This window comes from Parahoeflea olei, from assembly GCF_001703635.1.
Classification (GTDB): Bacteria; Pseudomonadota; Alphaproteobacteria; order Rhizobiales; family Rhizobiaceae; genus Hoeflea; species Hoeflea olei.
The window spans coordinates 1-23,278 of sequence record NZ_LQZT01000021.1; the positions used below are offsets into that span (position 1 = coordinate 1).

At 61.9% G+C, this 23,278-nt stretch carries 18 protein-coding genes and 1 pseudogene; 10 read left to right on the top strand and 9 right to left on the bottom strand.

Features of this window, described 5'->3' with window-relative positions:
* Nucleotides 1–233: 233 nt before the first annotated feature.
* The 3 genes from AWJ14_RS12830 to AWJ14_RS12840 all read right to left on the bottom strand — a co-directional run bounded on the left by AWJ14_RS12830 (nt 234) and on the right by AWJ14_RS12840 (nt 5,770).
* Nucleotides 234–3,446, bottom strand: a complete 3,213-nt coding sequence (locus AWJ14_RS12830; RefSeq protein WP_066179672.1) for a type ISP restriction/modification enzyme — start codon at nt 3,444–3,446, stop codon at nt 234–236.
* Between the two features lie 143 nt (nt 3,447–3,589).
* The gene (locus AWJ14_RS12835) at nt 3,590–4,099 is read right to left on the bottom strand and encodes a PilZ domain-containing protein (protein WP_139112640.1); all 510 of its coding nucleotides are present in this window, start codon (nt 4,097–4,099) and stop codon (nt 3,590–3,592) included.
* Between the two features lie 282 nt (nt 4,100–4,381).
* The gene (locus AWJ14_RS12840; RefSeq protein ID WP_066179677.1) at nt 4,382–5,770 is read right to left on the bottom strand and encodes a TIGR03808 family TAT-translocated repetitive protein; all 1,389 of its coding nucleotides are present in this window, start codon (nt 5,768–5,770) and stop codon (nt 4,382–4,384) included.
* A 220-nt stretch (nt 5,771–5,990) separates the two neighbouring features.
* On the opposite strand from AWJ14_RS12840, the gene AWJ14_RS12845 reads away from it, so the two are divergent.
* Nucleotides 5,991–6,194, top strand: coding sequence for a hypothetical protein (locus AWJ14_RS12845; protein ID WP_066179680.1), 204 nt, complete (start codon nt 5,991–5,993; stop codon nt 6,192–6,194).
* 304 nt (nt 6,195–6,498) lie between these two features.
* On the opposite strand, the gene AWJ14_RS12850 is transcribed toward AWJ14_RS12845, so the two are convergent.
* Together AWJ14_RS12850 and AWJ14_RS12855 are read right to left on the bottom strand one after the other, a co-directional pair.
* Nucleotides 6,499–7,590: an Acg family FMN-binding oxidoreductase gene (locus AWJ14_RS12850; RefSeq protein ID WP_066179683.1), complete on the bottom strand. Its 1,092-nt coding sequence runs from the start codon at nt 7,588–7,590 to the stop codon at nt 6,499–6,501.
* A gap of 212 nt (nt 7,591–7,802) precedes the next feature.
* Nucleotides 7,803–8,159, bottom strand: a complete 357-nt coding sequence (locus tag AWJ14_RS12855; RefSeq protein ID WP_066179686.1) for a hypothetical protein — start codon at nt 8,157–8,159, stop codon at nt 7,803–7,805.
* Nucleotides 8,160–8,692: 533 nt separating this feature from the next.
* Here AWJ14_RS12855 and AWJ14_RS12860 point away from each other — a divergent pair.
* Together AWJ14_RS12860 and AWJ14_RS12865 are read left to right on the top strand one after the other, a co-directional pair.
* On the top strand, nt 8,693–9,106 hold the full coding sequence (locus tag AWJ14_RS12860; RefSeq protein ID WP_066179689.1) for a carboxymuconolactone decarboxylase family protein: 414 nt from the start codon (nt 8,693–8,695) through the stop codon (nt 9,104–9,106).
* A gap of 4 nt (nt 9,107–9,110) precedes the next feature.
* Nucleotides 9,111–10,085 (top strand): magnesium transporter CorA family protein, encoded by a 975-nt coding sequence (locus tag AWJ14_RS12865; protein ID WP_066179691.1) that lies wholly within the window; start codon nt 9,111–9,113, stop codon nt 10,083–10,085.
* On the opposite strand, the gene AWJ14_RS22220 is transcribed toward AWJ14_RS12865, so the two are convergent.
* Nucleotides 10,063–10,347: a hypothetical protein gene (locus tag AWJ14_RS22220; RefSeq protein ID WP_139112641.1), complete on the bottom strand. Its 285-nt coding sequence runs from the start codon at nt 10,345–10,347 to the stop codon at nt 10,063–10,065. The genes AWJ14_RS12865 and AWJ14_RS22220 overlap by 23 nt on opposite strands.
* Here AWJ14_RS22220 and AWJ14_RS12870 point away from each other — a divergent pair.
* Together AWJ14_RS12870 and AWJ14_RS21955 are read left to right on the top strand one after the other, a co-directional pair.
* A complete protein-coding gene (locus tag AWJ14_RS12870) occupies nt 10,346–11,590 on the top strand; it encodes a PAS domain-containing protein (RefSeq protein WP_139112642.1) in 1,245 nt (414 codons plus the stop codon). The genes AWJ14_RS22220 and AWJ14_RS12870 overlap by 2 nt on opposite strands.
* Before the next feature lie 130 nt (nt 11,591–11,720).
* Nucleotides 11,721–12,480: pseudogene (locus AWJ14_RS21955) on the top strand (IS5 family transposase).
* 550 nt (nt 12,481–13,030) lie between these two features.
* Here the strand turns inward: AWJ14_RS21955 and AWJ14_RS12885 are convergent.
* Nucleotides 13,031–13,414, bottom strand: coding sequence for a hypothetical protein (locus AWJ14_RS12885; RefSeq protein WP_066179703.1), 384 nt, complete (start codon nt 13,412–13,414; stop codon nt 13,031–13,033).
* A 260-nt stretch (nt 13,415–13,674) separates the two neighbouring features.
* Here AWJ14_RS12885 and AWJ14_RS12890 point away from each other — a divergent pair, with 260 nt between their 5' ends.
* Nucleotides 13,675–14,127: a YchJ family metal-binding protein gene (locus AWJ14_RS12890; RefSeq protein WP_245304264.1), complete on the top strand. Its 453-nt coding sequence runs from the start codon at nt 13,675–13,677 to the stop codon at nt 14,125–14,127.
* Between the two features lie 4 nt (nt 14,128–14,131).
* On the opposite strand, the gene AWJ14_RS12895 is transcribed toward AWJ14_RS12890, so the two are convergent.
* Entirely contained in the window at nt 14,132–15,028 is an 897-nt protein-coding gene (locus AWJ14_RS12895) for a fatty acid desaturase (protein ID WP_066179712.1), read from the bottom strand.
* A gap of 171 nt (nt 15,029–15,199) precedes the next feature.
* Here AWJ14_RS12895 and AWJ14_RS12900 point away from each other — a divergent pair, with 171 nt between their 5' ends.
* On the top strand, nt 15,200–16,093 hold the full coding sequence (locus tag AWJ14_RS12900; RefSeq protein WP_066179715.1) for a polysaccharide deacetylase family protein: 894 nt from the start codon (nt 15,200–15,202) through the stop codon (nt 16,091–16,093).
* 1,833 nt (nt 16,094–17,926) lie between these two features.
* Here the strand turns inward: AWJ14_RS12900 and AWJ14_RS12905 are convergent.
* Nucleotides 17,927–18,325: a hypothetical protein gene (locus AWJ14_RS12905; protein ID WP_066179717.1), complete on the bottom strand. Its 399-nt coding sequence runs from the start codon at nt 18,323–18,325 to the stop codon at nt 17,927–17,929.
* Between the two features lie 359 nt (nt 18,326–18,684).
* Between AWJ14_RS12905 and AWJ14_RS12910 the strand changes: the two genes are divergently transcribed.
* The 3 genes from AWJ14_RS12910 to AWJ14_RS12915 all read left to right on the top strand — a co-directional run bounded on the left by AWJ14_RS12910 (nt 18,685) and on the right by AWJ14_RS12915 (nt 23,142).
* Complete coding sequence (locus AWJ14_RS12910; RefSeq protein ID WP_066179722.1) at nt 18,685–21,192, top strand: ATP-dependent helicase; 2,508 nt, start codon at nt 18,685–18,687, stop codon at nt 21,190–21,192.
* A 13-nt stretch (nt 21,193–21,205) separates the two neighbouring features.
* Nucleotides 21,206–21,871, top strand: a complete 666-nt coding sequence (locus AWJ14_RS22225) for a hypothetical protein (RefSeq protein WP_139112643.1) — start codon at nt 21,206–21,208, stop codon at nt 21,869–21,871.
* Nucleotides 21,872–22,029: 158 nt separating this feature from the next.
* Complete coding sequence (locus tag AWJ14_RS12915; RefSeq protein ID WP_066179724.1) at nt 22,030–23,142, top strand: Fic family protein; 1,113 nt, start codon at nt 22,030–22,032, stop codon at nt 23,140–23,142.
* The last annotated feature ends 136 nt before the right edge of the window (nt 23,143–23,278 follow it).

Genomic DNA, 23,278 nt, shown 5'->3' on the forward strand with positions numbered 1-23,278 from the left:
CGCCACCGCACTCGCCATTACAGCCTCAAATGCGGCGGTTGGGAAGTTACAAAGGGAGAACCCGCCGGCCCCGGCGCCAACCGGCATTGGCGCGGCGTAACCCAGCCTCTGAATACGGTGCAAGCGGGCAGGGCGCCGCCGCACACCTCCCTTCTCCCCGCCGGGGAGAAGGTGCCGGCGAAGCCGGCGGATGAGGGGGCGATGCGGCCGTCGGCGTCGCCGGCACATCAGGGCTAGCCCCGCTTCGCCTTCTTCATCGCCTCGGTGATCGCGACCGTTTCCACGCTCACCCGCGTCACGCGGGCGAGCAGGTCGATCACATGCTCCTTGTAATCGGCGAAACGGTAGGTGTTGAATTTCTCGCGGATGGTTGGGTCGCGCGGCGTCTTTTCCTTGTACTGGTCCAGAATCCAGTCGAGCGCCGAGCGGTTGCCGAGCCGGTAGGTCCAGACTTCGGGCGGAATGCCGGTGAGCTGCGTTTCGCTGTCGAGCCGGATCGTGCCGTTGTCGCGGTCGGATCTGAGCATCGTCTTGGGCGCCACGCCGGCGTCCCGCGCCTTCTCGTCGGGTTCGTCGATCCGCTCCAGCGGCCAGGGCTCCACCGTCTCGTAGCCGATATGCAGCGCCATCAGCCTTTCGCCCCACTCCGCCCATTGCCGGAAGTCCGGATAGAACGGAATCCGCGGAAACTCGCGCTTCAGGTTGATCGCGTATTTTTCGCGATAGACCGGATCGTGCAGCACGCCATAGACGTAGTGGAAGATGTCGTCCTTGCTGAGGGCGGCGGAGCGCGCGGAACCCGATCTCCCCCCTTGCGGGGGAGATGCCCCGACAGGGGCAGAGGGGGGTATCGCTCCGGATTCGGTGTCTGCGGCCTCACCCCCCTCTGTCTGCTGCGCAGACATCTCCCCCGCAAGGGGGGAGATTGCAGGCCGCGACATCACGTCCTTCCCATAGGCCTCCCGGAACCGCTTCAGCGCCCAGTCGGTGATGTTGTCGACCCTCTCGCCATCCTCGGTGTAGCGGTAGCGTGAGACGACTTGGTATCCATCGGCAGCGGCACCATAATGCAGATCAACAGGGCCATTCCAGCTGGAGACGCAGTAGTCTGCCCGGTATCCTATACTGCTAAAACTAATAACCCTGTTGATGCCTTTTTCAGAGAACATGTCAGGCAATTGATATGTCATTCCATTTAGATGTCTATCGAAGTACAAGAATATGGGGGTAAATGGCCTATATGCGGCTCTGACTATCAGGGACGGATCAAAATTTTTCCTGATCCCGGCTTTTCTATATTTTTCCAATTCTCGATCCCATCGAATGCTCTCTCTCGCGGGCGACGTAGGATCGATACGGCATTCTTCATACACCTGAATCAGATAACGGACCTTTTGTTCAAGTTGGTCTCTTGAAGTGTCGTAAACCCACTCGTCACGATGGCTCGCATTTCCAAGTGAAAAGAGCCGGAAAATAGCATTACTATTTCGAGACTTTCCCGCCTTCACCTCTTTCGAGCAGAGAGGCAAGAGCTGTTCCCAATCATTGTCAACGATATCGACCCAATCCGCAGTTTTTGAGGGTACGATGGTTTGAAACGGAATATCGTGAAGTTTCTTTCCAGCCAGAAATGCCAGCTTCGCATCAGCAGTTTCCATCTCAGGCCGGTTTGCGTATCGAATAACAGCGCTGCGTTTTCCTCGCTTTTTCACGAGAAAAGAAATTGCGACACCAGTTTGAATTCCGAATACGTTGTGTTTTGTTCCCGACAAGCGGGGGTCATCGCGGACATCGCCCCCGAGGTCTAATACCCATATTTCGGCAAATTCGGTAGCAACCGACTTTCTAAATCCGTCAAAAGCGGCCTTGGAAATGAAGTTTCTGTTGGTAATAAATGCAATAATTCCATCATCATGCAGGCGGTCGGATGCCCACCGAAAGAATCTTGTATACATGTCGTATACAGTATTTTTATTCTGGGCGGTGCCAAGTCGTATGTAGGTATCCTTAATTGTTTGATCAATTCGATTGTAGGCTCTATTTGCGTTTCCTTGATTGTAGTATTCTTGGCGGGGATTGTAGGGCGGGTTGCCGATCACCACGGAGATCTTCCTGCGGTTCTGCCGTTTCACCCGCTCGATATTCTCGTCCGACAATCCGCCGAGGAGGTCCATCTGCTGGCCCGCGCGGATGCCCAAGCCTTCCACATTGTCGAGCGTATCCACGAAGCACAGGCTCGGAAATTCGGCGAACTGGCCGGTGACTGCCGCATAGGTCGCCTCGATGTTCAGGTTGGCCACGTAATAGGGCAGGATCGCCACCTCGTTGGCGTGGAGTTCGTTCCGGTATTTGTGGGCCAGTTTTTCGGGTTGGCCGCGGAAATACTCGATCAGCTCGCAGATGAAGGTGCCGGTGCCGGTGGCGGGGTCGAGGATTTCCACGTCGCCGTCGATCAGCTTTTTGCCGAAATGCTTCTCCGTCAGCCAGTCCGCGCCCTCGATCATGAAGCGGACGATCTCGTTGGGCGTATAGACCACGCCCAGCGTGTCGGCCTTCTTCTTGTCGTAGATCTTGTAGAAATTCTCGTAGATCAGCTTGAGAAAGGTCTGTTTTTCCTGATGGTTGGAAATCTGTGCCGCATTGGCCCGGATCGCCGCGTAATAGGGCTCCAGCGTCTTCAGCGTCTCCTTCTTCACCGCTCCGGTGAAGAACGCGCCCTCGAGCTTGTAGAGTTCCCTGGCGATGTTGTTTTCGCGATGGAAATCGCTCTCGTTGAAGACGTGGGCGAAGATTTCCTCGGTCAGAACGTGCTGGATCAGCATCTCCCGCACGTCCGCCTCGCCAAGCGTCGGGTTCACCGTCTCCTTCACATGGTTGAGAAACCGTCTGGCCTCTGCCTGGAACGCGGCGTTGCCGTCATACGCATCATTGATCTTCTCGCGCAGCGCATCGAGAACATGCGGCAGGTCCGCCTTGAACTGGTTGACGGCCTTGCGGAACTCGGCGATTTCCGGACGCTCCCAGCCGAAAAACAGGTTGAGGAGTTTCAGGAGCGCATCCGTGTCGGCCATCGCGCAGCGGAACGCTTCCTGCCCGTTCTGGATCAGCACCGCCGTGTCGGTGTTCTCATAGATGATGTTGTCGCGCGGATAGCCGCGCGCGCTTTTCTTGCGGATTTCCTCGTCGAGGTCGTCTTTGGTGTCCTTCGATTCCCAGAAGCCGAGCGGCACCCGGAGATCATGCAGGATCGTGCCGTCCGGATAGACCTTGGTTTTCTGCGAGGTGGCATATTCCAGTTCTGCCACGAACAGGAGGTTTTCCTGCCGCGCCCACGCCTTGAGAAGGTCCTTGAACGCTTCGCGCACGGTCTGTTCGTTGAGCGAGCCTGACAGTTTCCGCAAGCGGTCGAGATCGTTCAGAAACTGCTGGACCAACTGATGGCTCATGATTCCCCCGGACGCCGGATTTCCTGTTCCCGTTGAACCAGCTTTCGCCTGCCACCTCAAGAGGAATGCCCGGTTGCGGCAATGGGTTGCGGGCGAGGCCGCACTTCGCGGGCGGACGAGCACCGGAAAGGGGCGCGGCCGGACTAGCGGGTGCGGCGGCCGAAGCCGGGGCGGCGCGGGCCGCCGGCGGGAAGCGGCAAGGGCGGCTCGGACTTTTGGCCCCAGGGCGCGGGCGCGGCGGAGGCCGTCGTGTCGTCCTCGTCGGGCAGCGCTTCGGGTGTGAGCACCTGCTGGCGCGGCTTGCCGATCACCTGCCGCTCGCCCAGGAACCGCACGCCGCATTCGCTGCCCCTCTGCCAGACCCGTTCGCACTCGACCTTGTAGCCGTCGAGTGCGACATGCAGCGTGAATCGGTCTGGCGCGAACCAGCCGCCCTCGAAGATCAGCCGGGCGCCGGTGTCGCTGATCTCGCGCAGCAGGCAGGGAATGGCGCTGAATTCGTGGTTGAAGGCCGCGGTTGCGCCCTTGAGCACCCGCTTGCGCGGCGCCCGCGCGGCAAACCCGCCCTGCGGCGCGGCGGAGGCGCCCGGGGCGGCAGGGAGCACTCTCGTGTCGTCCTCGTCTCGGTGGAGATCTTCCATGTCGTCACTCATGGCGATACATTCCCGTCTTCGCTCCTCCTCCCTGAAAGATTGAATGAGCCTGAGAGCTTAGGCCGCGCCTCTTGCCCAAAGGTTAATGCCTGCCGCGCAGCCAGGGTGCCGCCGCCCATCTCCCTTCGCCCCACCGGGGAGAAGGTGCCGGCGAAGCCGGCGGATGAGGGGGCGATGCGGGGATCGGGGATGCCGCCCCCTCATCCGTCTCGCCGCTTGCGCGCCGATCCACCTTCTCCCCGCGGGGGAGAAGGAAGAGCCCGCCGGCTGCCGCGCAGGCGCTCACGCCACGGCGTTGCCGGTGATCGTCAGATGCGGGAAGCGGTTGGCGCCGTCGCGTGCCAGGTCGGCGGTGACCACGTCCTTCCAGCGGCAGCCGAGAATGGCGCCGCGGGGGACGTCCTCGAACAGGTTGGAGGCGATCAGTGCGGAGCCCGCGCCCTCGACCACGGAGACGGCGACGCCGGCGCCTGAGGCGCGCAGCGTGTTGCCGGTGAACGCGACTGAGCGGAGGAACGGACCCCAGCCCATCAGCACGCCCCAGTTGGGGGCGCCCTCGATCACGTTGCCCGAGACCGCCGCGTCGGCCTCGATGGCGATGCCGATGCCGAAACCCGCGTTCTCGCTCGGATAGGGGCCGGCGGCCGAGAGGTTGCGGATCACGTTGCCGGTGACGGTGGCAAGCCGGCCGCCCTCGTTGAAATTGGCGACCGAGATGCCGACCGCGGCGCCGTCGATCAGATTGGAGGCGATCACCGCGCCCTGGAAGGCGAATTCGGCGTAGAGCGCGGTTTCGCCCGAGCGCAGCGCCTGGTTGGCCACGATCTGGATATTGCTCGCCGAATTGGCGCGGATCGCGGAGAAGGCGCAGTCGGAGACGTGGTTGTTCGTCACCATCACGTTGTCGGCGCGGAAGATGTTGATGCCGTTGCCGTTCTGCCCGGTGCCGCCGGCGCGCGCGGCGATCCGCATCACCCGGTTGCCGTCGATCAGGGTGCCGTCCGCGCCCGCCTGCCAGCGGTGCACCAGGATGCCGCCATTGGCGCAGTCGCGCACCACATTGCCGGTGATCGCAAGCCCGCGGCTTTCGACCGCGTAGATCCCCGCGAGCCGGGCGCCGAAGATTTCCGAGCCGCTGATGCGGCCGCCGCAGCCCTCGAGCGTGAGGCCGTGGCCGTCGGCGCCGCCGACCGTCAGGTTCTCGATCACCGCCTCGGTCACGCCGCTGAGGTGGATCAGGCCGCGCACATGGTCGCCGAGCGGCTGGTTGGCGCCGTCGAGCACGAGGCCCGACAGCGCGATCCGCCGAGCGCCCTCGGCGATCAGCCCGTGGCCGCGGCCGCCATAGACCAGCCGGGTGGCGCCGGCAACGCCGGCGATCCGCGCGCCGTCGGGCAGGGTGATATTGGAGATCACGAAACTGCCCGGCGGCAACGTGAGCACCCGGCCGTCCGCCGCCGCGTCGTCGATCGCGCGCTGGAACAGCCGGCTCTGGTCGTCGGCCGTATCCGGGAGCAGGCCCGCAAGCGTGGCGTCGAGCCCGCCGCGCAGGTCGGCCTGGGCGAACAGCGGGGCGGCACGGGCGCCTTGCGGCATCAGGCTCGCGGCTCCGGCCCCGGCAAGGCAGGCGAGAAGGCGGCGGCGGCTCAGATCGGGATCGGTGGTGCGCATGGGCGCGGACGTGCACGAACCGTGCCAGCCAAACCGTGCCGAAACGGCACAGTTCCGGCCCCCTGCGGCAGGCCGCCGCAGGGGGCCGAAAATGCGGGCCCGCGCGCAGGAAAACGCAAAATGTTTGCGTTAGATCAACTCGCGCCCGCTGCGGCCGCGCTAGCGTCAGCGAACACGGTCTTGAGCGGTTTGGCGCAAGACCCGAACCTAGGGGGCGGCAATGCTCAAGCTCGCGGCAATCGTCTACATCATGATCGGCACCACACTGGCCGGCGTGTTCGTGGTGGCGGCCCTGAGCATGGGGCGGATGGAAGCCATGACGATTGCCATGGCCGCGCTGGCCGGTGCGATCGTCGCATTGCCGGTCGCCTGGGGCGTCGCCGCCAAACTGGACAGAGCTATCCGACCAACCCAGGCTTCCTAGCCGGGCAGGACGGATGAGGAGCGCGGGGTCGGCCTGGGGGCGGGCCCGACCCCGCTGCTCCTCGTTTACAGCCGGAAACGCCGGTGCGATCCCCTCTTGGGAGGACGGTCGCGCTGGCGTTTCTGCGTTTCCGATCCGGGAGCCTCGGCGCCAGGTGAGGCGGAGGCGTCGCGCTTGGTACCGGATGTGACGCGGCGCGCGCGGCATGGGGGGCGGGTCGGCCCGGGCGAGATGCCGCGGACAGCGCGCGGGGCTGCGGCCGGCAAGCGCCGGCAGCGCGGAAGCGGCGCGAGATCGCAAAACCTCAGGCCGCGGCCATCACCTCCGCAACCGGCCGGCGCAGCGCGCGCGGCATGGCGCGGGACCGGCCGAACCGGACCAGAAGGTCGGGCCGGCGGTCGCCGCAGCCGAGAAGTGCGGCGAGCGCCGGGCGGTAGGTCGCCACTTCCAGCGGCTGGTTCAGGAAAGCGTAGCTCAGCCCGCGCGCGGTGGCCGCAAGCGCGAAGCGCTGGACGCTGCGGCCCGCCGCAACCCAGTGCGCGGGATCGTCGCGGTCGCTCACGAAAGCCGCAAAGCCCGCCGAGGAGCGCACCTGGCGCACGATCTTCGCGTTTTCGCTGCGCGCGCCGAAGGCGAGCGGAAACACCAGGTCCGCAAGCCAGTCCGGCATCGCCGGATTGTCCGAGCAGGGCGCATAGAGCCCGTCGCCATGGCGGATCGCCGCGGCCGGGTTGAAGCGCAGCCAGTGCCTGAGTTCGGCCACGAAACCCGGATCGGCGATCTGGGCGCGATTGGCGGTGACGATCAGCTCGAGCAGCTGCTCCAGGCGTGGCCGCTCGGTGATCAGCATCACCTCGCAGCCCTCGACGCGCGCTGCAGCGGCGCAGGCCGCCAGGTCCTCGGCCGCCACCGGCTTGCTGTCGTAATCGCAGCGGCGCGATTGCCGCTGCACGATCGCCTCGAACAGCGGGTCGGCACCGGCGACCGCGCCGCCGAGCTCGACCTGCACGGCGCCGGTCGCGGTGTCGAACCGGGGCGCGTCGCTGCTCCGCCCGAGGGCGGTGGCCGCCAGCGCAAGGTTTTCTGCAGCGCAGCCGAGGCTCGCATAAAGATGGTGATTGTCCGGGTCGACCACCGGCGTCGCCCGGCTGAAGTCGGGCCGGATCGTCACCGCGTCGGTGTCGCCCGCAAACAGCCAGGGCTGGGTGTTGTGGCTGTTGGCGGCAAGCGTGGCGTGGTGCACCAGGAAAGCGAGATCGCCCGCCGCCGCGCGCGATGGCGGCGTCCAGACCGCGTCGGCAGCCGCCTCGTAGGACGCTCCGCGGCCGAATGCATGGGCCGCCAGCCCGAAGGCTGCGGCAGCCCCGCCGCCCATTACCAGGTTGCGTCGTTTCATCTCAGCCGACCTCGCACGACCATCCGCCCGCGATCATGCGTGGCCGCGAGCCTCGCCGCCATGACCGATATCAAACCTGCAGGGCGCAAGCAAAGCTTGGGCGCATGCACAAGGCCCCGGACGGTAATCCGCCCGGGGCCTTGCATTCACGAGCTCCCTGGTCAGGGACAAGGTATGTGCCGGCGCGCTCAGGTGCCCGGCATCGGTGCGTCTCAGACGAACTGCGACAGGCCCGGGATCGAACCGACGATCTCGTTGACGGCGTCGCCCGCCCCGTTCTCGCGGGCAAAGGCCATGGTCTGCTTGGAAATGCCGGAGATCTCGCCCATGCCGAGGCCGAGGCCCATCAGCTTCTGGCCCAGCCCCATGATCCCGCCCATCGACAGCATGCCGCCGGTCGGCGCCTGCGCCATCAGCGCCTCCGAGCCGGGCACGGAGGCGAGCATCGCCTTGACCTTGTCGGCGGGGCCTTCCGACTGCAGGAACACGAGGATGGCGCCGATGGCCTTTTCCGCGGTGGCCTGGTCGATGCCGACCGTGTCGATGATGCGTTGGACGAGTGGGTTCACGGCAAATCCTCCGGGTTTTGTGACGTTAACGTAAGGGTAAACGTGCGTTTCCGCCTTGGCAAGCGCCCCGCCGCCGATTCCGCCTGCACTTTCCACAAGGAGCGCGGGACGGGCTTTGGCGACAGGCTCGGCGCCGCTACGGTCCGGCTTCGGCGCGGCGCGGCGAGGGCGGGCAGGGCTGCTCCCCGGCCAGGCGAGGGAGCGGGGATCCGGCCGGGGCGCCGGTGATTGATGCGCGGCCGGTTTTGGCCTATGCGGAAGAAAAGTGCGAACGGCCGGACGACGAAAGGACGGGTCATGATTCCAGTGCATTCGACATGGCCGGTTCGCGCGGTCGCGCCGGGGTCCGCCTGCGCGCGCCGCGGGCCTGGCGCGCCCGGCTCCCGTCAGGCGCAGGCCATGCGGCTTGTCGCGGCTCTCCGGCTCCTTGCCGGTGCCGCGGACGGCGCCGGCCCCGCCAACCGAACCTGAGGCCTGCACGGCAGACCGGACCACCCGCGCGCCACCGCGCGCCTCAATTGGAGTAGACCGACGTGACCACGCACAAGCCATCCGCCACGCTCGAATCCGATCCGCGCGTCAAGGCGGTGTTCGACGACATCCGCGAGACCCGCAAGACCGATTTCATCAACAACATGTGGCGCTGGCTGGCCGTCGATCCGGCGTTGCTCGAGCGCACCTGGCGCGAGGTCAAGGAGGTGGTGGTCACGCCGTCGTCGATCGATCCGCTGACCAAGGAGATGATCTACATCGCCGTCTCGGTCGCCAACAATTGCAGCTATTGCATTCATTCGCACACGGCCGCGGCCCGCGCCAAGGGCATGACCGAGGCGCAGTATGGCGAACTGCTGGCGATCATCGGCCTTGCCGGCAAGACCAACCAGCTTGCAACCGCGCTGCAGGTGCCGGTCGATCCGGTCTTCGACGCCTCCCTCCAGAACGGATGATGCGATGATCAGGGCTTACGATTCCGCAGGCTTCTGCCTTGATGCGCCGGCTCCCGACAAGGGCGAGCTTCCCGATGCCGCCTGCTGGGTCGACATGCTGCACCCCACCCCCGAGGAGGAAAAGCAGGTCGAAACCCTGATCGGCGTCGAGGTGCCGAGCCGTGACGAGTTGCACGACATCGAGCCCTCGAGCCGGCTCTACACCGAAAACGGCGCCGCCTATCTGACCGCCAGCGTGGTCTGGAATGCCGACAGCGAATTTCCCGAGATCACCGATATCGGCTTCATCCTGACCGGCGGCCGGCTTGTCACCATCCGCTATGGCGAACCCAAGGCGTTTGCGATCTTCGCCGCCAATGCGCGGCGCGAACTCGAAGGCCTCGGCGGCCGCGACGTGATCTCGCGGCTTCTCGAAGCCCTGGTCGACCGCACCGCCGAGGTTCTCGAGGGACGCTCGCGCCAGATCGATCTCGTCTCGACCCGGGTGTTCTCCTCGACCAGCCAGTCCAATCCCGACACGATCACCCGCGATCTCGAAGCCATGCTCGGCATCATCTCGGGTCACCAGCGCACCATCGCCAAGGTGCGCGAAAGCCTGATGTCGCTGTCGCGGGTGGCGGGCTATTTGCAGACCCTGCCGGAAATCTCGGGCGACAAGCTGGTAAGGCAGCGCTGCCGGTCGGTGGCGCGCGACATTCAGTCCCTGTCCGAGCATGCTGATTTCATCTCGGAAAACATCGTCTTCCTGCTCGACGCCTCGCTCGGCCTGATTTCGGTGCAGCAGAACCAGGTGATGAAAGTGGTTTCGGTCGCCACGGTCGTGTTCCTGCCGCCCACCTTCATCGGCACCGTCTACGGCATGAACTTCCAGAACATGCCGGAACTCGACCTGCCCTGGGCCTATCCGATCGCGCTGATGGTGATGGCCATGTCCGCCATCGGGCCCTATCTCTGGTTCAAGAAGAAGGGCTGGCTGTAACGGCCGGCCGGCGGCAGGGCTGAACCGAGCCGCTGCCCGCCATGTCCGCCCGGCCGATGCCTGCCGGGCGGTTCGGTTGCCCCTGTGCGGCGGTGCCGTGGTCCTGTCGTGTGCCGGCTTTTGCTTGATGAGGCGTCGAAAATATAAGTAAATCTTTACATTTTACTGCAAGGATTGACAGGTAAGGCATCGCGGTCGGCCCCGCCGCATCTTTTGACACTACATTGTCGGTGACGATTTTATTGGAATCGGAGTCTGCCATGGCGGAGCCCTTGCGTATGCCGTCCGTGCTTGCGGGAGAGCGGGAAGCCGCATTCGGGTTTGACGAGTTGTTCTTTTCGCGCACCGACACGCGCGGCAAGATCGCCTCGGGCAACGCCGTCTTCCGGCGCATCAGCCGTTACGACTGGGATGAGCTGCTCGGCAGCCCCCACAACATCATCCGCCATCCCGACATGCCGCGCGGCGTCTTCTGGCTGATGTGGGACCAGATCCGCCAGGGCCGGCCGATCGGCGCCTATGTCAAGAACAGGGCCAAGGATGGCAGCGCCTATTGGGTGTTCGCCATCATCACGCCGGTCGAGGGCGGCTATCTGTCGGTCCGCCTCAAGCCGGGCAGCCCCTTGCTGGCGCAGGTGGCGGCGGAATACCACGCGCTGCTGGCCGCGGAGCGGGACGAGGGGCTCGCGCCCGCGGCGAGCGCGCAGCGCCTGCTCGGCCGGCTCGCGGCTCTGGGCTTTGCCGATTATCGCAGTTTCATGGCCAAGGGGCTGATGGCGGAAGTGCTCAACCGCGACCGGCAGATGGGCGCCCGGACCGCGCCGACGCTGCGGTTTTTCGACGAATTGCTGACTGCGTCCGAAGGCCTGGTCGGGTCCGCGAGCAGGGTTGCCGGGAGCTATCAGGGCTTTCGCTTCGTGCCGCTCAACCTCGTCATCCAGGCCGTGCGGCTGGGCAGCGCCGGGCGCGCGCTCGGCACCATCTCGAACAATTACACCCTGCTTGCCGGCGATATCCGCGATGCGCTCGACGGCTTTTCCGCCGCCGCGCACGCCGTCTCCGAAACCATCAGCGAGGGCGCCTTCCTGCTTGCGACCGCTTTGATGCAGAGGGAAATCGCCGGCACCTTCGCCAGCGAAGCGGCGGAAGAGCGGGTCGATCATGCCCGCGAGGCCCGCCTCCTCAATGACCAGCGGATGCGCTACACCCAAAGGGCGCTCGACAACCTGATGAGCATCGAGCGCAACCTGTGCAGTTTCGTGTCGGGGACCGACGACATCAGGCGGCTGACATCGGGGCTGACCGCGATCCGCATGATGGGCAAGGTCGAGGTCGGACGGCTCAACAGCGGGGTGCTCAACGATCTGGTGACAGATCTCGAGGCGTTTCAGCGGATCCTGACGGAGGGCCTGGGCGAGATCACCCGGATGAACGAGGCGATGTGCCGCAATGCCTGCGCGCTGAAGGCCGCCTACCAGACAGAGACCGCCTCTGTGGCGGCCTGAGACCCGGGCCGCGCGGCCGGGGCAGGATGCGGTGCGGGGCTTGACCGCGCGGGGGCGGAGGTCTTAGGTCCGCGACCCATTGATTTGAACTGACGGCTGTGATTCAGGCGGGCGAGCAGGAGCCTGACTGATGAGTAGTTTGTTTTGGCTGACGGACGAGCAGATGGCTCGTCTTCAGCCCTATTTCCCCAAGAGCCATGGCCGCCAGCGCGTTGATGATCGGCGCGTTCCGAGCGGCATCATCTTCGTCAACCGCAATGGGCTCAGGTGGTGCGATGCGCCGAAGGAATACGGCCCCTCCAAGACGCTTCATCATCGTTGGAAGCGCTGGGGTGACAAGGGTATCTTTATCCAGATGATGGAAGGCTTGGCTGTCCCTGATGCTCCAGAGCGCAAGACTATCATGATTGACGCGACCTATCTGAAGGCACACCGCACGGCTTCCAGCCTGCGGGTAAAAAAGGGGGCGCGGGCCGCCTGATTGGACGCACGAAAGGCGGCATGAACACAAGCTTCATGCCGTAACGGATGCGAATGGTCGCCCGATCAGCTTCTTCATAACAGCCGGTCAGGTTTGCGACTACACCGGCGCTGCCGCCTTGCTTGACGAGCTTCCCAAGGCCAAATGGCTGCTGGCAGACCGTGGCTATGATGCCGACTGGTTTCGTGACGCTTTACAGGCGAAGGGCATCACTCCCTGCATCCCCGGCCGGAAATCCCGGAACAAGGCCGTCAAATATGACAAGCGCCGCTTCAAACGCCGCAACCGGATTGAGATCATGTTCGGGCGTCTCAAGGATTGGAGGCGTGTCGCGACACGCTATGACAGGTGCCCAATGGCCTTCTTCTCAGCCATCGCTCTCGCCGCAACCGTCATCTTCTGGCTATGAGCAATGAGGCCTGAGACTAAAAGGAGTATCAGGAAAGCCTCTTTTTTGACTATTTGGCATTCAAACAACTCCGGTTTCTCATTTTTAATCCCAACTGGACTACATCTTCATCTAACTATTGAGTCCACCGCACAAGAATAAGGTCCAATCCAAAACATTTCTATTTTTAATAATGCCAATTTTAAAAATAATGATTCAATGGAAATAATAAAATACAAGCCTGCAGAAAAAAACTAAAAAATATTCAGAAAAAATTATAATGCTCTCCAGAAAATATCTATATAAATAAATAATCTGCATTTCTTTATATTCTATATAATATAGTTTTTCCTTTATATATGTAATTTCGATCAGAATAATAATAAATATTATAGTATAAAAATAGCTTATAATAAACCCCAAAAAAGGATTATTATTGATAATATTTAAGGAAAGCGCTGTTCTAATGTATCTCAATTGCAATTACCTACTTATGGCGTTGCTGAGAAATTTCAGATTTTATACCTTCGCGGCTTGCAATGATTGTTCTTGCACTAATTCGCACAGAAAATCAAACCACATAACTGCCCCCCACACACTGGGCGCCCGCGGCCTTCATAAGCCGGTCAGTGCCCGCAAGACTTGACCCCGTCATCACATGAAAAAACACCGGGCTCGCCCTGTGCGACGCCGCCCATTGCTTGAGAGCGGCGATAAGCGTTAAAAACGCCTTGGCGCGGCGGAACGGGTTCAGGGCGACATCAACCGCGACCAGATGCACGGTGACAAAGCGTGGCCCGTCCGAGAGCAGGTACTCATCCGCCGTCGCCCTGGCGATGTTTACCGGCGCGCCGTCGTGCTCGGCGACCATCCCCACCATGCCGGGCTGCCGCGCAAGCACCTGGCCGAACATCCGGTCGACCTTGCGGTCGGCAAAGACCTGCGGTCCATTCATGTCGGCCCCCACGGCAACAAGGGACAATCACACCGCGTGCGGACCCCGCAGAAGGCATGCGCCGTCGCGAACGACACGGTGTTGTCGGGGCCAGTCTTCACGCAGGGCGTGCAGAGTCAAGCCACGAACGCAACGGTCGCCGCTCGGCTCCCATTCCCATGGAGGCCGGCCAGGGCTGACGCGCGGCGGCGGATCGGGTAGGGTCGGTGCAGCCATTCTTTTCACAAGGCCCGACGATGCCCCATTGCCCCTGCGGCTCCATGCTCGATTTCGATCTGTGCTGCGGCCGCTACCATGCCGGCGCCGCCGTGCCGACCGCGGAAGCGCTGATGCGTGCCCGCTACGCGGCCTATGCCACCGGCAATATCGGCTTCATCGCCGCCACCAATGCCGGTCCCGCGGCGGTCGTGTTCGACCGCGCCCAGGCCGAGGCCGCGCAACTCGGCACGCGCTGGCTCGGGCTCGAGATCGTCGGAACGCGCAAGGGCAGGGCGGGCGACAGCGAGGGCACCGTCAGCTTCATCGCCCGCTACAGCCAGAACGGCGCCGAGGATGCGCTTTCGGAAACCTCCGTGTTTCGCCGCATCGGCGATCGCTGGGTCTATTGGGACCGGCTGCCCGAGCCCGCGCCGTCGCGCGCCGCCGCGCCAGGCCGCAACGATCCCTGTCCCTGCGGCTCGGGCAGGAAATTCAAGAAATGCTGCGGCGCCTGAGGCATCAGTCAGCCTGAAACCGGGGCGCATGCTTGGCATGGAACCGGGCATAGCCGGTTTCGGTCACCTTCAGATGGCGCGCGGCCAGCCGGTGCATCTCCGGCAACCGGTGAAACGGCACCGCCGGATAGCTGTGATGCTCGGCGTGGTAGGGCATGTTCCAGGCCAGCCGCCGCACCAGCGCGTTGGTGAAGGTGGTGCGGGAATTTTCGAGCATGTTGGCGACCTGCGGGCAGCGCCCGTGCTCGGCGAGCAGGTACAGCCTCAAGAACGGCTGGCCCAGAAGCATCGGCACGATCCAGGCGTAAAGCAGCACCGCTGACCCCGCCGCCAGGCTCGCGGCCGCGAGCGCGAGATAGAGCACGAGCATGCCCCGCGCCTCGGCGGCAACCGCGGCGCGCCGGGCCGCCGGCACGAAATCGTCCGTGCAGCGCCCGGCGGCGTTGCGCGCGAGCGTGCGGAGATGGCTCAGCCACACCGGCAGGCCCGAAACATGAAGGAAATACTGCCGCCAGGTTTCGGGCTTGGGGGCGGCGAGTTCGGGGTCCTTGCCCGGAACCTGCGTGAAGCGGTGGTGGGCGAAGTGGAAATAGCGGAACCAGCGCGGCGGCAGCAGGATCAGGAAGCCGCTCACCCGCGCCGTCCATGTGCTGAGCCAGCGCGTGCGAAACGGCGTCTCGTGGCTCGCCTCATGCAGTGCCGTGAACAGGAACACGATGAGGATCCCCTGCGGCAGCATCAGCAGCGGCCAGGAGGGAACGCGCGCCGCGATCAGCCCGCCCAAAAGCGCGATGGCGCCGAGATGCGAGGCCAGTTGCACGAGCCCACGCGCGTCCGAGGTCTCGGTGAGCGCGCGGGCCTGGTCCGGGCTGAGGCTGGCAATGAAGGCCTTGTGGTCCACGGGGGCAGTCCGCTCATGGGAAGATCGGGGTGTGCTCCAGTCTAGCGGGAAGCCGGCCCGCGCGAAAGCGCTCTCCCGAAAGCCGGGCAGGGATCATGCCGGCGATCAACCCTTGGTTAACCATAATCGGAGAAAGTTCGGCGGTCTGTCTTTCAAGAAGTTGTTCCCGCCATGGTCCTGCGCCTCGCCGTCGCTGCCCTTCTCTCCTGTCTCGCCCTGGCGGGCTGCGCGTCCAAGCCCTCGTCCTCGCTGAGTGCCGCGCGCACCGCCTATGGCCCCGGCGCGGACGCCGAAACGGTCGGGCAGGGGGCGCCTAACGGGACATCGCTCGCGCTGCTGAAGCCGCCCTTTTCCGGTTTCGGACGGACCGAACCCCGCGCCGGCGCGGGCGGCCTGGCCGGCCGCACGCTCCGCGTCGCCTCGATCTCCGACATCCGGCTCAACGACAAGGAAGTGATCCTGACCTTCGACGACGGGCCGATGCCCGGCAAGACCGACCGCGTCCTCGACGTGTTGAGCCGGCACGGCGTCAAGGCCACCTTCCTGATGGTGGGCCAGATGGCGGCCGCCTATCCGGCGATCGCCACCCGCGTTGCGGATCACGGCCATTCGATCGGCAGCCACACCTACAACCACGCCAATCTCGTCGCCGCAGGCCCCACCCGTGCGCTGGCCGACATCGAGAGCGGCAACGCGGTGGTGGCCAAGGCCGCGCACCAGCCGGTGGGCTTCTTCCGCTTTCCGTATCTCGCCGACACCGGGGCGTTGCGCCACGCGGTCACAGACCAGGGCCTCGTCATCCTCGACGTCGACATCGACACCAAGGACTATTTCAAGCTGACCCCCGAGACCATCGCCGCCAACACGATGGCGCGGGTCCGCTCGAAGCGGAAGGGCATCATCCTGATGCACGACATCCACGCCCGCACCGCCGCCATGCTGCCGCTGCTGCTCGCCCGATTGAAGGCCGAAGGCTACAAGGTGGTCGCACTCGAACACCGCCGCTCGCGCATGCCGCTCCTGGTGTCGGCCACCACCAGCGACACCGGAGCGCGCCGGATGTAGCCGCGGCGGACCGGCGCTCCGGCCGCAAGCCGGCGCTGTGGCCTTGAACAAGCGTGCCCGATCCGCGGCCTGTCTGCCTGCGTGACCATGATGCGGAAGTCACCCCATCGGCCGTCGCCGGCATCGAGCAAGCCGTTGCCGTTGGTGTCGAACACCTGCCGCAGCGCCCGGTGGGTTGTATCCCACGGTGCCACCTGGACCAGATATGGATATCGAGAATGTCGTTGGCCCAATTCCCGAAACAGAGATATGAGCCGTCTTCGAGTCGTCTATCGAAATAGATCTGTTCATTTTTTGAACATCCAATCGTTAATCAATAAAAGCCTATCCAATATGTCCATTTTTGATTCAATTCGAACTAATATAAGAAATACAAAGAATAAAATAAAAAACAAATAAATAATAATTCTTATAAAGCGCATTGTTTTGCCAGATAATATAAAATTATGAATTTTATCATATATTGCGCCTAGGCCAAGCATAACTAAAATAAGCCCTTGTGAATTGGCAGAAAACTGCTTGGCAAATCTTCAAACGGCATAACTCCCTCCCACGCACCGCGTTCCCGCAGCCTTCATCAGTCGGTCTGTGCCTGCAAGCCTGCGTCCCGCGCTTACATGGCCGTGCAGAAACGGTATTCACTCCCCACCCTCTCCATTGCTTGCGTATTTCTAACGTCTCCCTCCATAATAGAAATGATGACAACAGACACGAAAACAAATGGTTATAAGTTTTATCTGGTAGATATATGATATATCTAACATAATTAATACATTTGTAAATATAATGTAGGCCAAACCCGTGGAAATACTGCAGCAACAGAATGTATGAAGAAAAAAGGTATATTATATATACGTCACTCATATACGTTTGTATTATTATTTTTTGTCTGGTTCTGTAAAAAGATAAAAATATATCGACAATAGCAGGAGCAAATAATATAAATCCTACTATTCCGAGTGTGGTGCTCTTCTTTCGTGTCATGAAATGTGTTTTCAATTTCAATATACTCTGAAAAATGAATCAGTTATAAAAGTGTGGCAGCAAGGCTGAATACGTTCGCTCAAGCCACATAACTGCCTCCAGCGCACAGCGCCCCAGCTGCTTTCATCAGCCGGTCTGTTCCCGCGAGATTTGCCCCCGTCATGGCGCCTGTATTATCTTTAACCATGAGTCATCCTCCCCCTGAGAAAGAAAAACTTTATCGGAAACATAATAATGCTAAATATAGCTACGGATGATATCAAGCACACAAACGAGCTGGCAAGCGGATGTATAATAGTTGTGAATATCACGCTCATCCCGGAGTATCTTTCATTTTTGAAGTCCATAGAAAAAACAAAACATAAATAATATAAGAATGAAAGTAAAATAAAATTCATAAGCAAGCCAATTATGGATCTTGAGTACAGCGGCGGATGAACGTCGTTCGAGCTCTGGTATCTAATGTACAGCCTGACAAAATATGAAGTAACCAATGTGGTAAATATGAAATATAAAAATACATTATAGAAATATATTTGAGAAAGTGTGGTATTTATACTTTCAATGTCATGGAATCTCTGCGAAAAAATAGAGTTTTTTGTAAATTCCACAAATATGAAACCTGTTTCTTGGGGATGAACAAAGTACGGAAGGAATGCAGAGATGGCAGTATATGATATAACAACAAATATTGATATATTACTGAACATTCTCCCTCCCTCCTCGAGAAGCCCTTCATAATCGTAAAACGATGCCGCATGGTATTTCAGTTTTTCTTTATCTATTTCTCTCATCGTCATTTCTCGCGCAGGATGTCTTTAGCAACAGAGCCCCTCCAAACCTGATTCATCAAAGCATACATCGTGAAAACCAATACGCATAACTGCCTCCCACGGACTTCGCTCCCGCAGCCTTCATCAGCCGGTCGGCGGCCGCAAGTTTGGCCCCCGTCATCACATGAAAAAACACCGGGCTCGCGTCCTGCACCGCAGCCCATTGCCGGATCGCAGCGACCAGCGTGAGAAGCGCCTTGGCGCGGCGGAAGGGGGTCAGGGTGAGGCCAGCCGCGACCAGATGCACGGTGACGAAGCGTGGCCTGTCCGAGAGCAGGTACTCATCCGCCGTCGCCCAGGCGATGCCCACCGGCGCGCCGTCGTGCTCAGCGATGATGCCCACCATGCGCGCCAGCACCCGGCCGAACACCCGGTCGAGATTTGCGTCGGAACACGTGGCCTGCGGTTCATTCATGCCAGCCCCCACGGCAAGACGGGACACTCACACCGCGCGGGCCCCCGACAAGGCATGCGCTGCCGGGCACGATACGGTTTTGTCAAAGCCAGTCTTCACGTGTGACGTGTGGAGTCAAGCCTCGAACGCAGTGGTGGCCGCTCGGTGCCCGTTCCGACGCAAGCCGGCAAGGACTGGCGCATGGCGGCGGATCGGGTAGGGCAAAACGGCCCAGTCTCGCAAAGAGCCCGGCCATGCCCCTGTGGCTCCATGCCCCATTTTGGTCTGTGCTGCGGTCCGCGTGGACCCGTAGATACCTTGGGACGCCGAAATCGCGCTCGTTGCTGGTCTTTCGTCCCCGAATCACTACATTGCCGGGTATGACCACACCAGACGACGACATTCCGTTTTTCGGCGACGACGATCCGCCGCCGCGCGCCACGCCTGCTTCCGCCCGCCCGGGCGGCGGCGGCATTGCGGCGCGCGCGCTGGCAGCCAATCGCCAGGCGCGCGAGGCCACGCTTCCGCCCGCCTCCTATATCGCGGGCTTGAACCCCGAACAGGCCGAGGCGGTTGAAACCATCGACGGTCCGGTTCTGGTGCTCGCCGGCGCGGGCACCGGCAAGACCCGGGTGCTGACCACCCGCATCGCCCATATCCTCAATCTCGGGCTTGCCTTCCCCTCGCAGATCCTGTCGGTCACCTTCACCAACAAGGCCGCGCGCGAGATGAAGGAGCGCATCGGCGTGCTCGTCGGCGGCGCGGTCGAGGGCATGCCCTGGCTCGGCACCTTCCACTCGATCGGTGTCAGGCTTCTGCGCCGGCACGCCGAGCTTGCGGGCCTCAGATCTGATTTCACCATCCTCGACACCGACGACGTGATACGGCTCTGCAAGCAGCTGATCCAGGCCGAGGGCATCGACGACAAGCGCTGGCCGGCGCGCCAGTTCGCGCAGCTGATCGACGGCTGGAAGAACAAGGGCCTCGGCCCGTCCGAGATCCCCGAGGGCGACAGCCGCGCCTTTGCCAATGGCAAGGGCCGCGCGCTCTACACCGCCTACCAGGCGCGGCTGCAGACGCTGAACGCGGTCGATTTCGGCGATCTTCTCTGCCTGCCGATCCGCATGTTCCGCGCCAATCCGGACGTGCTCAAGGAATACCAGAAGAAATTCCGCTTCATCCTGGTCGACGAGTACCAGGACACCAACACCGCGCAATATATGTGGCTGAGGCTCCTGGCCCAGCGCCCGGCGGGCGAACGCCCGAACCTCTGCTGTGTCGGCGACGACGACCAGTCGATCTATGGCTGGCGCGGCGCGGAGGTGGAAAACATCCTGCGCTTCGAGAAGGATTTCCCTGGCGCCAAGGTGATCCGGCTCGAGCGCAACTACCGCTCGACCGAGCACATTCTCGGCGCTGCCGGCCACCTGATCGCCCACAATGAGGGCCGGCTCGGCAAGACGCTGTTTACCGAGCAGTCCGACCCCGACCACGAGCGGGTGCAGGTCCACGCCGCCTGGGACTCCGAAGAAGAAGCCCGCGCCGTGGGCGAGGAGATCGAGCAGGCGCAGTTGAAGGGCCGCGCGCTCAACGACATGGCGATCCTGGTGCGCGCCTCGTTCCAGATGCGCGAATTCGAGGAACGCTTCGTCACGCTGGGGCTGAACTACCGCGTCATCGGCGGCCCGCGCTTTTACGAGCGCCAGGAAATCCGCGACGCCATGGCCTATTTCCGCGTCGTCAGCCAGCCCGCCGACGATCTGGCCTTCGAGCGCATCGTCAATGTGCCGAAGCGGGGCCTGGGCGAGGCGGCGGTGCGGCAGATCCACGACGTCGCCCGCGCCCGCGGCATTCCGATGCTGGCAGCCGCGCGCGACCTGGTGCTGACCGATGAGCTCAAACCCAAGCCGCGCAAGGCGCTCACTGACGTGGTCGAGATGTTCACGCGCTGGCAGGGGCTGATGGAAACCGCGCCCGGCCACGAGCTCGCCGAAACCATCCTCGAGGAATCCGGCTACACCGAGATGTGGCAGAACGACCGCTCGGCCGATGCGCCGACCCGGCTTGAGAACCTGAAGGAACTGGTCGAGACCATTTCCGGCTTCGAATCCATGCGCGCTTTCCTCGAACATGTTGCGCTGGTGATGGATGCCGAGAACAATCCCGATCTCGACGCCGTCTCGATCATGACGCTGCACTCGGCCAAGGGGCTCGAATTCGAGACCGTGTTCCTGCCGGGCTGGGAGGAGGGGCTGTTCCCGCACCAGCGCGCGCTCGACGAGGGCGGCCGCTCGGGGCTGGAGGAAGAGCGCCGGCTCGCCTATGTGGGCCTGACCCGCGCCAAACGCCACTGCCACATCTGGTTCGTCTCCAACCGCCGCATCCACGGGCTGTGGCAATCCACACTGCCCTCGCGCTTTCTCGATGAACTCCCCGAGGCCCATGTCGAGGTGGCCGAGATCGACACCGGCTACGGCGGCTATGGCCGCGGCGGCCGGTTTGGCGCGTCAGGCCATTCGGGCGGCCCCTACGGCGCCTCGCGCTTCGACAAGGCCGAGCCGTTCGCCGGCAACTACAACACGCCGGGCTGGAAACGGGCGCAGGCCAACAAGACCGACGCCGCCCGCGACAATTGGGGGACCCGTTCGGGTCACGCGGTGGAGCGCATAGCTTATGGAGAGTCTGGCCCCCGCGGCGCCACCATCGAAGGCGAACTCGTCGCCAAATCCACCGGCACCACCTCCGCCTACGCGGTCGGCGACCGCGTCTTCCACCTGAAATTTGGCAACGGCAACATCGCCTCCATCGACGGCAACAAGCTGACGATCAACTTCGACAAGGCGGGCCAGAAGCGGGTGCTGGACGGGTTTGTGGAGCGGGTGGGGTGAGGGATGGGGTGGAATGTCCGATAAATACGACGAGTTTCGCCCATATCTTGAAGACCGGTGGAAATTTATAAATAAGAGTGCGTGGGACGGATATCCAATTAGGCATTTGGTCCAGAGCCTCGAAGACGATCTTGACTGGCTCCGAGGCGAGGCCGAGAAAGAAAATGCATTCGATAAATTTAATCCACTTGCATACGAGCATAACCGACAACGAATGTGGATCGAACGAACGATCCAAAGCCGTGACCACTATGTGAGAAACTGGCGGTCCGAAGCTGAGCTTCATTACAATAAATTATTCGACAATGTGAATGAGAGTAAAAAACTTGTATTGTTAACGCATGGGGCGGCGCTTTTGGGGTCTCTTACAGCGCTGGGCACTCTTCAAAACAATCAATATGTATCCTCTTTTTTGGTGGTTGCAATCGGAGCTCTGGTTGGCTTCTTGGTTGCGATAATTGGGCAAATAATATGGTTGGAGAATTTCGGAGATGTGATTGCGAAAATAAGAAATCAAAATATTGAGATAGCGACAATCCGCAGGTTGCGATCTTACTCACGATATTGGGAAAAGAGGTGGAAACGGGAAGTCATGTGGTCAATTAGGCTCACTTATTTGTCTGTGATCGTGTTTCCTCTGTATGCGTTTTTTGCCATCTTGCTCGCGATTTATAGCTAAAACGCTTCGCTAGTCGACATCATCCACTAATGACTTCACTTGATGGGAGTGTGCAGCGAGAGTAGTAGGTACTCTGCCGTTGTCATGAGCTAGAGAAACCAGTTCTATAGCTCATGAAATGGTGATATCGTGAGTTATAGAAAGGATCTCTATAGCTCATGCCCTGGAACTGGGACCATCGTGATTGGCCGGACTTTGCCTGGGACGGCGCAGCGCTCGTTGATCTGGAGGCGCGGTTTCAGCGTCAGGCCGGCACGCTCGTCGGGGCGTTGAAATATGTGGGCTCCGGTCAGGCGGCGGAACTGGTTGTCGACCTGATCAGCACCGAAGCCGTCAAGACCTCCGAGATCGAGGGGGAAATCCTCAACCGGGACTCGGTGCAGGCCTCGCTCAAACGCAATTTCGGCCTGGAAGCGCCCTCGCTGAGGATCACGCCGGCGGAGCAGGGCATCGCCGAGATGATGACCGCGCTTTACCGCGGTTTCGATGAGCCGCTCGCTCACGAGACCCTGTTCGACTGGCACCGGATGCTCACGTCCGGCCGCACCGATCTCAGCGATATCGGATGTTACCGCACCCATCCCGAGCCGATGCAGATCGTCTCGGGTGCGGATTACGCGCGCACCATCCATTTTGAAGCTCCGCCTTCGGCGCGGGTGGCGGCCGAAATGGAGCGGTTCGTCGGCTGGTTCAATGAAAGCCGCGCCCTGCCGCCCGTGACCCGCGCCGGCATCGCCCATCTTTACTTCGAGACCATCCACCCCTTCGAGGACGGCAACGGCCGCATCGGCCGCGCGGTCGCGGAAAAGGCGCTGTCGCAAAATCTCGGCCAGCCGACGCTGCTGGCGCTCTCGCAGGTGATCCAGAGCGAGAGAAAGACCTATTACCTAGAGCTCGAACGCGCGAACAAGGACCTCGAAATCACCGGCTGGCTTCAGTATTTCGGCGAAACGATCCTCAAGGCGCAAACCTATTCGCTGAGCCTGATCGAGTTCCTGATCGCCAAGACCCGGGCTTATGACCGGCTGCGCGGCCAGCTTAACCAGCGTCAGGAAAAGGCGGTCGCGCGGCTTTTTCGCGCCGGCCCGGAGGGCTTCAAGGGCGGCTTGAGCGCGGAGAACTACATCGCGATCACCGGTGCGTCGCGCGCCACCGCCACCCGCGATCTCGCAGACCTGGTCGCAAAGGGCGCACTCCGCCGCACCGGCGACCGCCGTCACACGCGCTATTGGCTCACCGCCATCGAACCCGAAGTCTCGCTCGTGCGTTAAGCACGGCGGCTCGGAAACTTTCCGATGAACCCCGGCTGAACGCGCGGTTCAAGGTTCGTTCAACGACAATGTGCCACAAAAGGTAGTGTGCGGAGAGTTCTGCAAAATGGCTGAGATTGGGCGGTCATGGCAGGCT